This is a genomic window from Fictibacillus sp. 23RED33 (genome assembly GCF_015903925.1).
Classification (GTDB): domain Bacteria; phylum Bacillota; class Bacilli; order Bacillales; family Fictibacillaceae; genus Fictibacillus; species Fictibacillus phosphorivorans.
The window spans coordinates 740,338-753,735 of sequence record NZ_JACZDX010000001.1; the positions used below are offsets into that span (position 1 = coordinate 740,338).

The window sequence follows — 13,398 nt, forward strand, 5'->3', positions numbered from 1 at the left end:
TCCCCCTTTATGAAGTTTTCATTTTTTAGCGCAGAAATATAAAATAGCAAATTTTACAAAAGTTTGCAATTCTTTTTTTGGAGGTTATTTTTATGTCATGTTCACAGTGTCGTCCAACAGGAGATTTTCCGGAGAGTGGATTTTTACATATCCGTACCGATCATCCCGTGCTTGTGGAAAGTTTGATGAATTTATTTAAAGAGCACGGTTTGGAAGGCATTCATTCTGGAAATGTTGCATCAGCAAAATATAGCAATCTTATAGAACTGCAAGATTTCATGGAAAAGTCACTTAAAACATTTAACGAAATGGCTGTACGGTCATTTTATTGTTCAGTTACTTCTGCATTGGAAGAAATGAGCGTCTTCACACCTTGGATTTCATTTCAGCAATTTTATGAAAGAATGAAGCATATCGATCTGTATGACATTATTCAACAGCAGCTCTTCACTACACACTCGCAGCCTATTGTTTTTTTACAGAGTGGAGAGATTTATGGATATGAGTTCTTACTTCGTCCATCAACTGAAGAATTTAAATTCAAACCTTATGAACTTTTTCAGTTTGCTGAACGAGCAGGTCTTCAGGCGCTGTTGGACGGAAATGCTAGGATGACTTCTATTCGAAATAGCGCTGGAGCTGTTTCACCAGGCTTGAAACGATTCATTAATTTCCTTCCGTCATCGATTTACGACCCAAAGCATTGTCTGGCTACAACATTTAAAGCAGCAGCTGACGCAGGAGTAGACCCAAACGATCTCGTCTTTGAAGTGGTGGAGACAGAAGAAATCGCAGACATCGATCATTTAAAAAGTATCCTTCAAGCTTACCAAGAGCAAGGAATGAAAGTAGCACTAGATGACTTAGGTGCAGGACATTCAACACTTTCTGTATTAAAAGAGCTGAAACCAGACTATGTGAAGATTGACCGTAAAATCGTTTCTTTTTGTGATGAAGACGCATCTAAGGAAGATATGATACAAAAAATCGTTGAGGTTGCAAGAGAAATAGGTGCTGTCGTACTTGCCGAGGGAATTGAGAGAAAAGAAGAAGCAGACATCGCACTTAAATGCGGAGTTGAGCTTGCGCAAGGCTACTATTTTGGCCGTCCCGTTCCAACAAAATCATTAGCAGCAGTTGTTCAATAAATTTACGAAAACCTTATCAAAAAAAGATAAGGTTTTTTTTACCGAATGACTTGGAATAGTGACCAACTTCTAGTAATCTATAGGTAGATGCTTTTGTAATATAATTGTAAAATCAACGGGAATATTTCCAAAAGGAGCGGAATGATGGTAACGAAAGCGGATCCGGAAAAAAAGAGGAAAAAATCGCAAGTGCCCTTTCGTTTAAATGTCTTGTTTTTGGTCGTCTTTTTTCTTTTCTCAGTCCTTATTTTAAGGCTTGGTGTTCTCCAAATCGTAAATGGAGAGGAAAAACGGCTAGAGTCTGAAGCAGTTGAAGAAGTTATCGCAAGGAAAGAAGCGCCACGAGGAAAGCTGTTAGACAGCAACTTCCGTGAGGTCGTAGGGAATGAACCTTTCTTTTCTTTAACATATACGAAAACAGTAGATACAAAAGCAAAAGACACGATGCGAATTGCAGAATGGCTAGCTGATCGCCTTGGGGTTACAGAAGATCAGATTAAAAAGATCACAGAACGCGATAAAAAAGACTATTTTATCGCGAAACAAGATGTGACGAAGATGATGGAAGAGCGCCTTAGCAAAAAGGAAAAGAAATTAAGTGACAAAGATCAATATATCGCACTCGTCAATAAGATTACAGAAGAAGAAATCAAAAGTCTAACTGACAAAGATATTAAAATTCTAGCTTATAAACGTGCAATGGATACGGGTTATGCGTATTCGGCACAACGAATCAAAACGAACTTGAACAACGAGGAAGTTTCCGTGATCTCAGAGAATCTCGGTGACCTGCCAGGGGTAGATATTATGGCGGATTCGAAAAGAATCTATCCATACGGTGATTCTACCATTTTTGGACAAGTTAAACAGATTCCAAAATCTAAAACAGATTACTTTATGAGCATGGGATATGATCGAAGCGATCAAGTGGGAATCAGTGGTCTTGAAGATCAATACGAAAATGTATTAAGAGGCACAAAAGAAAAATCTGTTTACCTGACAAATCCAAAAACAGGTGCAACGATCGGTGAACCTAAAACGATTCCAGGTCAACGTGGAAAAGATATTGTATTAACATTGGATATGGAGCTGCAATTCCATTTAGAAAAAATTCTTGAGGAAGAAATCTTACGAGCTAAGCCATTAGGAGGAAATGACCTTTTAGATTCAGCTTACATTGTTATGATGAACCCTAAAACTGGTGAAATAAAAGGGATCGCAGGGAAAAAGTACAAAGATGGAAAATTCACGAATGATTCTTATGGGGCACTGTTTGATGCCTATGAAATGGGGTCAACCGTAAAGGGAGCTACCGTATTAACAGGTCTTCAACAGGGACTGATTCATATGGGAGAAGTTATTGTAGATAAGCCCTTTACTAAAAATAAGATGAACAAGTCTTCTTGGAGAACTATGGGCCCAATAACAGACTTACAGGCTTTAATGATGTCGTCCAACGTTTATATGTTTAACATTATGGACCGCATGATTGGCCCTGAACATTGGACACAAACGTACGCTGAAGCTCGTTATTCTTTTAATCAATATGGTTTAGGTGTAAAAACAGGAATTGACTTTCCGAACGAAGCTATCGGATATGAAGGAAAACCACCTGAAGGAGAATCAGGTACGCTATATGACTTAGGTATTGGGCAGTTTGATACGTACACAACAATGCAACTTGTTCAATATGTATCTACCATTGCGAACGATGGATATCGTGTTAAGCCCCATCTCGTTCGTGAGATTAGAGAACCAGCCACAGATGAAGAAAGTCATGGTAAACTCTTAAAGCGCTTTGAGCCAGAGATCCTAAACAAGATTGATGTTGAACAGAAATACATTGAACGCGTTCAAGATGGATTTTGGCAAGTTATGCATGGATCTAGAGGTACTGCTAAAGGCTATTTCGATGACCCTGCAAAATACCACAACCCAGCAGGAAAAACAGGGACTGCTCAACGTATCATAAGACATCCTCGTACGGGGAACATTGTGGAAAAGCATAATCTTACGCTTGTAGGTTACGCACCATTTGAGAATCCTGAGATTGCATTTGCCGTAGTGGTTCCAGAAGGTACACCACAGAACGGAAACCAAAAGATCAACAAATACATTGGCCAACGTGCACTGGAAGCTTATTGGAATTTGAAAGAAGAATACGGTGAGAATGCAGCAACAGTTACCGGTAATTTAGAAAAAGATAGCGAAGAGGACTCAGCAGAATGATGCTGAGTTTTTTTCGTTTAATGTCGAAAAACATCTAGTTTTATCAGAAAATAAATAGTTGCAAATTAAATATTTACAAAATTTAGACAAATTGTTATGATTCTCTCAGGTTGTTCGTAATAATGAACATTCCTACTAATCTGTTTACATAGGGGTGAATGAAGTGGTAGGGAAGAAAAAGGGGTTAAGGGTATTTTCCAGTGTTACAGCAACAACGTTATTTGCTTCAGCACTATTTACTGGTGCATTTGCTACTCCAGCAGGACAGCAATCAAAAGTTTCTGCAAGTGCAGTAGAAGCGGCTCCAATTGATCTAAACATAGTAGATCAGGATCGTTTAGGTAAAGTGCTTCAAGCAAGAGGGATTATCTCTAAAAATGCATCAACAGCAGAGGTTCAAGAAGCGGTAAAGCAATACATTGAGAAAAAGAACAATACCAAAGTTCTTAAAGCAAACCATGATAAAAAGCACCAAGATGAGATGGATAAAAAGACTAAAGACTTTTTGAAAAAGCAAAAAGACAAGCTAAAGAAACAGCTTAATAAAGGCAATCTTAAAAAAGGGAAGTCTGATGGGATTGTTAATGTAGACCCTGCCAAACCAGCCAAATACAATGGGGGAGTTAGAGAAGATAAGGTTCTGGTACTATTAACTGAATTTGAGGACTTTAAACATAACAATGTTGTTCAAGAAACTGGATATATGTATGCTCAAGATTTTAGTAAAGAGCATTATGAAAAATTAATGTTCGGTGATAAAGATTTCAAATTGTTTAATGGAGAAAAAGTAAAGACTTTTAAACAATATTATGAAGAGCAGTCTGGAGGAAGTTATACGGTAGATGGCACAGTTTCTGAGTGGTTAACTGTACCAGGTAAAGCAGCTGATTATGGTGATGATAATCCAGCTGGAGGACATGATAACTTAGCTCCGCTTGGACCAAGGGATTTAGTTAAAGAGGCATTAAAAGCTGCAGTTGCATCCGGTATGGATTTGGCAGAGTATGATCAATTTGACTTATACGATCTTGATGGTGATGGTGATCAAAATGAGCCAGACGGATTAGTTGACCACTTAATGATCATTCACGCTGGAACTGGTCAGGAAGCCGGTGGAGGAAAACTAGGTGACAATGCAATTTGGTCACATCGTTGGACTCTAAACGGAGTCTTTGCAGTTCCTAACACTACTGCAAAGGTAGATTATTGGGGCGGTAAAATGGCTGCTTACGACTACACTATCCAGCCTGAAGATGGTGCTGTTGGAGTATTCGCACATGAATATGGCCACGATTTAGGTCTGCCAGATGAGTATGATACTCAATACACTGGAGATGGGGAGCCTGTTGCATCCTGGTCCATTATGAGTGGAGGAAGCTGGAATGGAAACATTGCGGGTACAACTCCAACAAGTTTCTCTCCTCAAAATAAAGAGTTCTTTCAAAAGACCATGGGCGGAAACTGGGCAAATATCGAAGAAGTAAATTATGATGAAATTGGTAAATTCGGAGTACTCACCAATATTGACCAATCTGTTACAAAGTCTAAGAACCCTGGAATAGTTAAAGTGAACCTACCTAAAAAAGCTGTAAAAGGGATTCAGCCTGCATTTGGAACCAAGTACTATTACAGTACAAAAGGTGACGATCTCCACACTACTATGACGACACCGGAAATTGATTTAACTGGAGCTGCTGACGCTAAACTAGATTTAAAAGCATATTACGACATTGAGTTTGAATATGACTACTTATATGTAAATGCATTTGTAGATGGAGTAAAGCAAGATACACCTTTAAAAGTTTATGGCGATGATGACACAGATGGTGATGCCCGAGCTGAATCTACTAAAGGACAATGGGTAAACGAGTCATATGATTTATCACAATTTGCAGGAAAAAAAGTAAAAGTTGAATTTGAATACGTAACAGACGGTGGACTTGCACTTGACGGGTTCGCTATGGATAACTTAGCTGTAACAGTTGACGGAAAAGTTGTGTTTACTGATGATGCTGAAGGAAAACCACAAGTATCATTAGATGGTGCCGTAGTCTCTAATGGCTATGATATGAAAGATCACTTCTACTATTTAGAGTGGAGAAATTATGCTGGTGCTGATAAGGCATTAGAATATGCACGTGGAGTTAAATACAACACAGGAATGCTCGTTTGGTATGCTGATGAAAGCCAAACGGATAACTGGGTCGGTGTTCATCCGGGTGAAGGTTTCCTGGGAGTAGTTGATGCGCATCCAAACGCAATCGTAGGTAATTTAAATGGTCAGCCATCAGTTATTCAAAGTACCCGCTACCAAGTAGCAGATGCGGCATTCTCATTTGACAAAGCACCATCTTGGTACATCAACTCACCATCACGTGGAATCTTTGACTACAAAGGACTTAAAGGTGTAACTGGTTTCGATGACTCTAAAGCATATATTGACAATACAGATTATAATGGGGCTTTAGCTGGAGGGGTTATCGACGACGCAGGTAGACTTGTACCTCAGTTAGGGTTGAATTTCCAAGTTATCGGTGAAGCTAAGGATAATTCTGCAGGAATGGTCTGGATTTACAAGAAATAGTTAAGCAGTAACTAATAATAAAAATCCCAAGACGTTATTTCGTCTTGGGATTTTTATTACTAAGACCTTTTCTAATGAATTGTTGCTTCACACCATTATTAAATTTTCTTCACCTGCAAGTTGATTGGAGCGCAAGGTGCGAGACTCCTGCGGGACAGGCTGGCAGGTGAGACACTTAAAAGTGAAACACCCAAATGTGGCTCACCGCCTGCCCCGCGGAAAGCGAGCAACCTGTAGCGGAAATCAACCACTTTCAAGAACAATCAGATTTAACCAAAAGAAAAAAAACCGGCCGAAGCCGGTTTTCTCCCTTCACACTATTCATTATTAGCAGAAGCAAGCTGCCCCAACAATAATCAATAGAATAAATAACACTACTACCAATGCAAAAGAATTGCCATAAGAATAACCCATCGATTTTTCCTCCTTTAATTCTTGCAATTGTTAATTCCATATATCCTATGCCTGTTTTCATAATTGAAGTGGGCAGGAGCCCAGATTCCATCAAAATAGGCGTTAAATGTATGTTTGACCATAAAAGTGTCAACGATTTGTAAAGACTGGATACTTGTGAAGAACATATATTCTTTGTTTTAATGAAAAGAGAAAGAAAATACGTGACAGGGAGTCAGCTTATGAAAAAATTACTTTTACCTTTAGTATTATTATTTACGATTGTTTTCCAACTGCCTTTATCGGCGTCTGCTCATTCTAAACTAGAAACTTCTACTCCTGCAGAAGGTGAGAAGGTTACAACAGATCTAGAAGCGGTTGTTTTAACGTTTTCAACGAAGATTGAGTCGTTAAGTACGATGACGTTAAAAAACGGTGAGAAAGAGATTCCTTTACAGATTAGTGTAGAGGACGATCAAATGACAGGAGCGATCACAAATCCGCTTGAAAATGGAAACTATACAGTAGCGTATAAAATCATTGGCGCTGACAGTCATGTGATTGAGGGGAACTACTCATTTTCGGTAGATCGCCCTGAACAAGAAGAAACACCAGAAGAGGGTACAACAGATAAAGGGACTCAAGAGAAACAAGAAGACAATAGTGAAAAAGCATTGGATGATCAAGAAAAAAACGAAAAGCCGAATAATCCATCATATTTTGCACCATTAACCATTGGTTTAATTATCATTATTGCTATCGTGTCATTCTTTGCATTTAGAAGAAAGCGTTAAAGGAAAAGCCTCGAATATATCGGGGCTTTTTTTCGTACTATAGGAAAGATAACAAAGTGAATTATTTATTTTGTTTTTAGTAAAGAATATGAGCAAATAGATAGTTTTTTCTAACTATTCTGTTATATGATGTATATTGTCTTTTAATTTTCAGAAGGGGGTAGGTGATAGGGTGGATACATTTAAGAGATTAAAAGATTTTTATTGGCCGTATAAAAAGTACTTTTATTGGTCGATCTTGACATTGATTCTAGTGTCAGGAATTACAGTTGTTTATCCGATGGTCTTACAATTTACCATCGATGAAATCATTATTAAAGGGGAATATTCAACCGTCCCATATGTTGCATTAGGCTTTGTACTTCTGATGGTAATAAAAGGGGCAGCTACATACACTCATCAGTTTTATGGAGATCTGTTCGGTATTCGTTCTGTTTATGAACTTCGTGAATCTTTATACGAAAAGCTGCAGTTTCTGCCATTCGATTATTATGATAATGCAAAGACTGGAGATTTAATGTCGAGGTTAACTGCTGATGTTGAAGGTTTTCGTTTTTTTCTTTCTTTTGGCTTCTCACAGCTAATAAATTTTGTTTTAATCATAGGTTTTAGTCTCTCCGTAATGTTCTTCTATTCAGTTCCATTAGCACTCATTACACTGTGCATGATGCCTTTCCTCGCACTCGTTGTTTACAAGTTTGATAAAGAAGTTCATCCGGCTTTCCGGGGGATTCGGAAATCTATGGCGAATCTCAATACGAAGGTTCAGGAGAATATTAGCGGAATCAACACTGTTAAATCGTTATCACGTGAAGATTTTGAGATTAATAAGTTTGATACGTCTAATGAAGATTATAAGTCTCAGTACTTAAACACGTCTCATATTTGGGCTAAGTACTTTCCGGTAATGGAATTGATCGGAAATCTGTCGGTCGTTTTACTGCTTGCTTATGGTGGCTATCTTGTTATTCAAGGGAACCTGACAGCTGGAGAGCTCGTGGCGTTCTTTAGTCTTGTTTGGTATATCATGGGACCCATTATGAATCTTGGGTTTATCATGAACACTTTCTCTCAATCAAAAGCATCAGGAGAGCGTTTGTTGGAAGTGTTAGACGAACCTCTTGAGATGGAAGGGAAAGATCGCGAACTTGAAATGGTTCGCTTTCACGGAGAAGTGACGTTCGAAAATGTTACACATCGTTATAAAAACGAGAAAAAAGAAGCACTCAAAGATATTTCTTTTACAGCAAAACCTGGTCAGACGATTGGATTGATCGGTGCTACGGGTTCTGGGAAAACATCCATTACCCAACTACTATCGAGGTTTTACAATCCTGAATCAGGAACCATCTTAATAGATGGTAAACCACTCGAAGATTATTCGTTAAGAACGATCAGGAAAAATATTGGTACCGTTCTTCAGGAGTCCTTTTTGTTTTCGTCAACGATAAAAGATAACATCTCTTACGGTAATCCATATGCAGACATGGATGATATTATCGATGCAGCAAAACGAGCTCAAGCACATGAATTTATAATGGAGCTTCCTGATGGTTACGATACGATATTAGGAGAAAGAGGACTAGGACTATCTGGTGGCCAAAAACAAAGGATCTCAATAGCAAGAGCGATCCTTATCGATCCAACAATCTTAATACTTGATGATGCGACGAGTGCTGTAGATATGGAGACAGAATTCAGGATACAAAAGGCTTTAAAAGAAGTGATGAGCGACCGTACAACATTCATTATTGCTCATCGTATCTCTTCTTTAAAACATGCTGATGAGATACTTGTCCTATCAAAAGGCAAGGTAATCGAACGAGGTACACATGAAGAGCTGATACAGCAAGAATCAGGAGCTTATCGAAGAATTTATGATATTCAGTATCAAGATAAAGATAAAGTCTTTCAAATGAACGGGCAGGGGGTATAAGGAGGATGCAGCATTCAAAGGAATTAAAAACGAAGAATTCGCCTCGTTTTAAATATTCTTCTGAACAAGTGATCGATAAACCGTTCAACTGGGGACAGATTATTCGGTTGTTTCAATACATGAAGCCTTACAGCAAGAACTTGTTGCCAAAAGCGATCATCGCGATGATGGTTTCGACTGCAGTAAGACTTGTCGTACCTATTTTTATAGGTGTTCTAACATTTGATCATGCGATCAAGAACAAAGATACGAACCTTCTTGTGAAATTAATCATTGCGATCGGGGGCCTCTACCTCTTATCCTGGGGTGCGAATACGTTACGGATAAAATGGATGAACTATCTTGGGCAATATGTGATCTACGACATACGTCAGCATCTGTTCAAGCATATTCAGCGCCTGTCACATCGCTTTTTTGATCAGCGCTCTGCAGGATCTATTCTTGTTCGCATCATTAATGACGTGAACTCTTTACAAGATTTGTTCACGAACGGTGTTATCAACGTATTGATGGATATCATCCTTCTGTTTGGTATCATCGTCATCATGTTCATCTACAGCCCAGAGCTAACGCTAGCGATCATGGTGATCTTGCCTCTTATGTTCTTCATCTCGACAAGTTTACGAAAGAAGATCAGACGCTCTTGGCAAGTTGTACGTATTAAACAAGCTAAGCTCAATTCACACCTGAATGAAAGCATACAGGGGATACGAGTGACTAAATCGTACACTCAAGAAAAAGAGAACATGAGCTTTTTTAATGGAGTTAACAATGAAACATATGATAGCTGGAAAACGGCGACACAACAGAATGCATTGTTCAGACCGTTTGTTGAAATGTCTAATGCGATTGGAACAGCGATTCTATTGTGGTTTGGTTCCTACTTGATACAAGGTGAGGCACTTGAAATTGGGGTATTTGTTACGTTTGCTTTTTATCTTGGTATGTTTTGGGAGCCGATCTCTCGACTTGGGCAAGTTTACAATCAGCTTTTAGTAGGAATGGCTTCATCTGAAAGAATCTTTGAATTTTTAGATGAAAAACCGAATGTTCACGAAAAAGAAAATGCTTTTTCGTTTTCAAAAATTAATGGGGAAATTCAGTTTAAGGACGTTGAATTCTCCTATAATGCTGATCGAAAAGCATTAAAAGGCATCGATCTAACGATACAAGGGGGTCAGACCGTCGCACTGGTCGGCCATACAGGGTCAGGTAAGACGACAATCGCTAACTTAATCAGCAGATTTTATGATCCGACATCGGGTACGGTACAGATTGATGGAAAAGATTTGAAAGACGTCAATCTAGCGAGTCTTCGTGAAAAAGTAAGTGTCGTTCTTCAAGATACTTTTATCTTTTCAGGAACGATTAAAGAGAATATTCGCTTTGGGAGACCTGATGCTTCCGATGAAGATGTTAAGAATGCTGCAAAAGCAGTTGGAGCACATGCATTTATCGAGAGACTGTCGAATGGCTATGAAACAGAAGTAGAGGAAAGAGGAAATGTTTTATCAGTTGGTGAAAGACAGCTACTTTCATTTGCAAGAGCACTTCTTGCAGATCCTAATATTCTGATTCTGGATGAAGCAACGGCAAGTATCGATACCGAATCTGAACAAAAGATACAACAAGCCTTAAAGACGCTTTTAAAGGGAAGAACAGCGATCATCATTGCACATCGACTTTCTACGATCAGAGAGGCAGATAATATCGTCGTTCTCGATCACGGTGAGATTATGGAGCAAGGAAGTCATGCAGAGCTTATGCATGCAGAAGGCATTTATTATCACCTTGTCGTATCTCAGTTTAAGATGCTTGATGCGATATAAAAAAACGCCTGGGAAATTTTTTTCCTAGGCGTTTTTGTTTATTGTAATGCTTTTGAAAGTGTATCAATGTTTTGGTTCATGATAGATAGGTAATCTCGCTCTTTTTTAATGTCGTCTTTCGTTAATGTCTCTAAGTTATGAAGAGTCAGGGTTTCTGCACCGACTTCTTTTTTGATCATTGCAGCTACTTTATTATTTACGTTCTCTTCATATAAAATATAGCTGGTCTTTTCTTTTTTTGCGTTTTCAATAATTTCTTCGATCTGATGCTGACTAGGTTCATGTGAAGGTGAGAGACCGCTGATTGCTATTTGTTCAAGGCCGTAGCGTTCTGCCCAATATCCGTATGCAGCATGAGATACGATGAACGAATTCTTTGGTGCTTCTTCCACTTTTGTTTTAAATGTTGAATCCAATTTCTCTAAATCAGCAACTAGTGCTTTATGATTCTTTTTAAATTCAGCTTTTGCATCAGGATTTAATTTTACGAGTCCGTTATAAATATTATCTGCAATCCGCTGTGCGAGAACAGGATCAAGCCAAATATGAGGATCTAAAGAACCATGCTCATGATGTCCTTCTTCCTCATGAGCATGATTTTCTTCTTCATGAGCGTGTTCTTCCTCTTCATGAGCATGCTCTTCGCCTTCATGTTCTGCAGATTCGTGATAGGATATTCCTTTTGCACCATCAATGATAGGCATATCTTCTTCTTTCAATGTATCTGCAACGGAAGATGAGAATTCATCAGACTCAAGTTTGTTATAAACGAAAGCATCACCTTCAGTCATTTCGACCATCTTTTTTGTAGAAGGTTCATACGTGTGTGCATCAGCACCAGGAGGTATAATAGAAGATACTTCTACATGTTTCCCTCCAATTCTTTCAGTGAAATATTCTAATGGATACATGGTGGTATAGATCTTCAATGTACCCTCTTTTTGATCAGATGTGCTATTATTACCGCATGCAGCTGATAGAATTAACATTATCGTTACGCTTAATAAGCTTATCGTTCGCATTTTAGCTTTCTCTCCTTTCAAACAATCCTTACTCATTATAAACGTAATCATTACGATTTGTAAAATATTATTTCTTGTATTGGAAGATTTTTTACTAGATGTGAAATATATAGTCTAAAACGAAAACTCTAAAGGGTAGTGATTTTACAAGCAGATAGAAGTCGTTTTTGGTATAATAAAGAAGATGTTTTTTAACTAAGCGTTTTAATAAGCGTGAATCAGGCTTAAAAAGGAGAGCGCGTACTAACATGAATATTGCTTTTTATTTGTTGCCTAAAGATGAAGTGAAGTATTTGAACCCAGAAGCAACGATGAGACAGGCACTTGAAAAGTTATCTTACCACAAGTACACCTCTGTGCCTCTCGTCTCAGAAGAAGGTCGTTACATAGGAACGTTAACGGAAGGCGATCTGTTATGGAAACTTAGAGAAGCCTTTGACAAAGGGTATGATGACGTATTAAAGACAAAGTTAGTGAATGTACCTCAGCGGATAAATAATATCTCTGTTTCCATCAACTCTAACATGGAAGATCTTATTACTTTGTCTACCGACCAAAATTTTATACCCGTTACAGATGATGACGGCCATTTTATTGGAATTATTAGAAGACGGGATATTATCAAGTATTGTGCAAATTTAATCTGGAATAAAGAAGTTACGAAAGATTAAGGCTGAATGTCTTAATCTTTTTGTACATATAGGAGGATTATTTTAGGTGAAAATACTTGCAGTCGCGCTTGGAGGGATAGTTGGAGCACTGCTGCGTTTTTGGTGCGGTCTGCTTCTTTTCCACCCACAGGGGTCTTTTCCATTTTCTACTTTTTTGGTTAACGTAATCGGCAGTTTTATTCTAGGCTGGTTTGTTGTTTTTGGTGTGAAACGTATAAACAACAACCATTTAATAGTAGCTCTACAGACTGGTTTAATCGGTTCTTTTACAACATTCTCTACTTTCAACACAGAAATATTATTACTGGTTGAGGATCAGCTGTATACAATGGCATTGTTATATTTTTCAGCAAGTGCTGTTACAGGTGTTATCGCTATCTACTTGGGAATGAAGTTAGGTTCTATTTACTATGGCAAAGCAGGTGAAGAACAATGATCGCACAAACAATAGCCGTAGCAGCAGGTGGGGCCGTAGGTGCAGTTGTTCGTTTTTTAATTAGTCAACGGATAAATAGAGGTTTCCCATGGGGAACGTTGGCTGTTAACGTCGCTGGATCGCTTCTGTTAGGGTGGTATGTGGCAGATGAAGTAGACGGTCTATTGAGTTCACTGTATGCTACTGGTTTTTTGGGAGCTCTCACCACTTTTTCCACCTTGCAATTTGAAGCAGTTACTATATTAAAGAGTAATGCTAAAAGAGGTCTAACGTATTTGTTCCTTACATATATATTAGGACTACTAGCAGCTTGGACAGGCTTTGTTATCGGCATAAAATGAAAATATTAAAGGAGA

Annotated in this window: 11 protein-coding genes; 9 read left to right on the forward strand and 2 right to left on the reverse strand. The window is 38.4% G+C overall.

Features of this window, described 5'->3' with window-relative positions:
- Positions 1-92: 92 nt before the first annotated feature.
- From IHV09_RS03950 to IHV09_RS03960, 3 genes are all read left to right on the forward strand, one after another.
- A complete protein-coding gene (locus IHV09_RS03950; protein WP_197263675.1) occupies positions 93-1,148 on the forward strand; it encodes an EAL domain-containing protein in 1,056 nt (351 codons plus the stop codon).
- A gap of 144 nt (positions 1,149-1,292) precedes the next feature.
- The gene (locus tag IHV09_RS03955; protein ID WP_197263676.1) at positions 1,293-3,377 is read left to right on the forward strand and encodes a peptidoglycan D,D-transpeptidase FtsI family protein; all 2,085 of its coding nucleotides are present in this window, start codon (positions 1,293-1,295) and stop codon (positions 3,375-3,377) included.
- Between the two features lie 163 nt (positions 3,378-3,540).
- The gene (locus IHV09_RS03960) at positions 3,541-5,961 is read left to right on the forward strand and encodes an immune inhibitor A domain-containing protein (RefSeq protein WP_197263677.1); all 2,421 of its coding nucleotides are present in this window, start codon (positions 3,541-3,543) and stop codon (positions 5,959-5,961) included.
- A gap of 327 nt (positions 5,962-6,288) precedes the next feature.
- Here the strand turns inward: IHV09_RS03960 and IHV09_RS03965 are convergent, their stop codons facing one another.
- Entirely contained in the window at positions 6,289-6,375 is an 87-nt protein-coding gene (locus tag IHV09_RS03965) for a YjcZ family sporulation protein (RefSeq protein ID WP_082820548.1), read from the reverse strand.
- Positions 6,376-6,596: 221 nt separating this feature from the next.
- Between IHV09_RS03965 and IHV09_RS03970 the strand changes: the two genes are divergently transcribed.
- The 3 genes from IHV09_RS03970 to IHV09_RS03980 all read left to right on the forward strand — a co-directional run bounded on the left by IHV09_RS03970 (position 6,597) and on the right by IHV09_RS03980 (position 10,913).
- Positions 6,597-7,148, forward strand: a complete 552-nt coding sequence (locus tag IHV09_RS03970) for a copper resistance CopC family protein (RefSeq protein ID WP_197263678.1) — start codon at positions 6,597-6,599, stop codon at positions 7,146-7,148.
- A gap of 172 nt (positions 7,149-7,320) precedes the next feature.
- Positions 7,321-9,084, forward strand: coding sequence for an ABC transporter ATP-binding protein (locus IHV09_RS03975; protein ID WP_197263679.1), 1,764 nt, complete (start codon positions 7,321-7,323; stop codon positions 9,082-9,084).
- Positions 9,085-9,089: 5 nt separating this feature from the next.
- Complete coding sequence (locus IHV09_RS03980; RefSeq protein WP_197263680.1) at positions 9,090-10,913, forward strand: ABC transporter ATP-binding protein; 1,824 nt, start codon at positions 9,090-9,092, stop codon at positions 10,911-10,913.
- Positions 10,914-10,951: 38 nt separating this feature from the next.
- On the opposite strand, the gene IHV09_RS03985 is transcribed toward IHV09_RS03980, so the two are convergent.
- Positions 10,952-11,935, reverse strand: coding sequence for a metal ABC transporter solute-binding protein, Zn/Mn family (locus IHV09_RS03985; RefSeq protein ID WP_197263681.1), 984 nt, complete (start codon positions 11,933-11,935; stop codon positions 10,952-10,954).
- A 248-nt stretch (positions 11,936-12,183) separates the two neighbouring features.
- Here IHV09_RS03985 and IHV09_RS03990 point away from each other — a divergent pair, with 248 nt between their 5' ends.
- Genes IHV09_RS03990 through IHV09_RS04000 form a run of 3 tightly spaced genes read left to right on the forward strand, consistent with a single transcriptional unit; the run spans position 12,184 to position 13,383 of the window.
- Complete coding sequence (locus tag IHV09_RS03990; RefSeq protein WP_191752712.1) at positions 12,184-12,606, forward strand: CBS domain-containing protein; 423 nt, start codon at positions 12,184-12,186, stop codon at positions 12,604-12,606.
- Positions 12,607-12,652: 46 nt separating this feature from the next.
- Positions 12,653-13,042 carry a fluoride efflux transporter CrcB gene (gene crcB, locus IHV09_RS03995; RefSeq protein ID WP_197263682.1) on the forward strand — a complete coding sequence of 130 codons (390 nt, stop codon included), beginning with the start codon at positions 12,653-12,655 and terminating at the stop codon, positions 13,040-13,042.
- Positions 13,039-13,383, forward strand: a complete 345-nt coding sequence (locus IHV09_RS04000) for a fluoride efflux transporter FluC (protein WP_197190410.1) — start codon at positions 13,039-13,041, stop codon at positions 13,381-13,383. The genes crcB and IHV09_RS04000 overlap by 4 nt, the downstream gene beginning before the upstream one ends.
- The last annotated feature ends 15 nt before the right edge of the window (positions 13,384-13,398 follow it).

What these genes read in the sequence shown, in the direction of transcription:
- IHV09_RS03980 (WP_197263680.1), top strand. Translation starts at nt 9,090, where the DNA reads ATGCAGCATTCAAAGGAATTAAAAACGAAGAATTCGCCTCGTTTTAAA.
- IHV09_RS03965 (WP_082820548.1), bottom strand. Translation starts at nt 6,375, where the DNA reads ATGGGTTATTCTTATGGCAATTCTTTTGCATTGGTAGTAGTGTTATTT.
- IHV09_RS04000 (WP_197190410.1), top strand. Translation starts at nt 13,039, where the DNA reads ATGATCGCACAAACAATAGCCGTAGCAGCAGGTGGGGCCGTAGGTGCA.
- IHV09_RS03985 (WP_197263681.1), bottom strand. Translation starts at nt 11,935, where the DNA reads ATGCGAACGATAAGCTTATTAAGCGTAACGATAATGTTAATTCTATCA.
- IHV09_RS03970 (WP_197263678.1), top strand. Translation starts at nt 6,597, where the DNA reads ATGAAAAAATTACTTTTACCTTTAGTATTATTATTTACGATTGTTTTC.
- IHV09_RS03955 (WP_197263676.1), top strand. Translation starts at nt 1,293, where the DNA reads ATGGTAACGAAAGCGGATCCGGAAAAAAAGAGGAAAAAATCGCAAGTG.
- IHV09_RS03950 (WP_197263675.1), top strand. Translation starts at nt 93, where the DNA reads ATGTCATGTTCACAGTGTCGTCCAACAGGAGATTTTCCGGAGAGTGGA.
- IHV09_RS03990 (WP_191752712.1), top strand. Translation starts at nt 12,184, where the DNA reads ATGAATATTGCTTTTTATTTGTTGCCTAAAGATGAAGTGAAGTATTTG.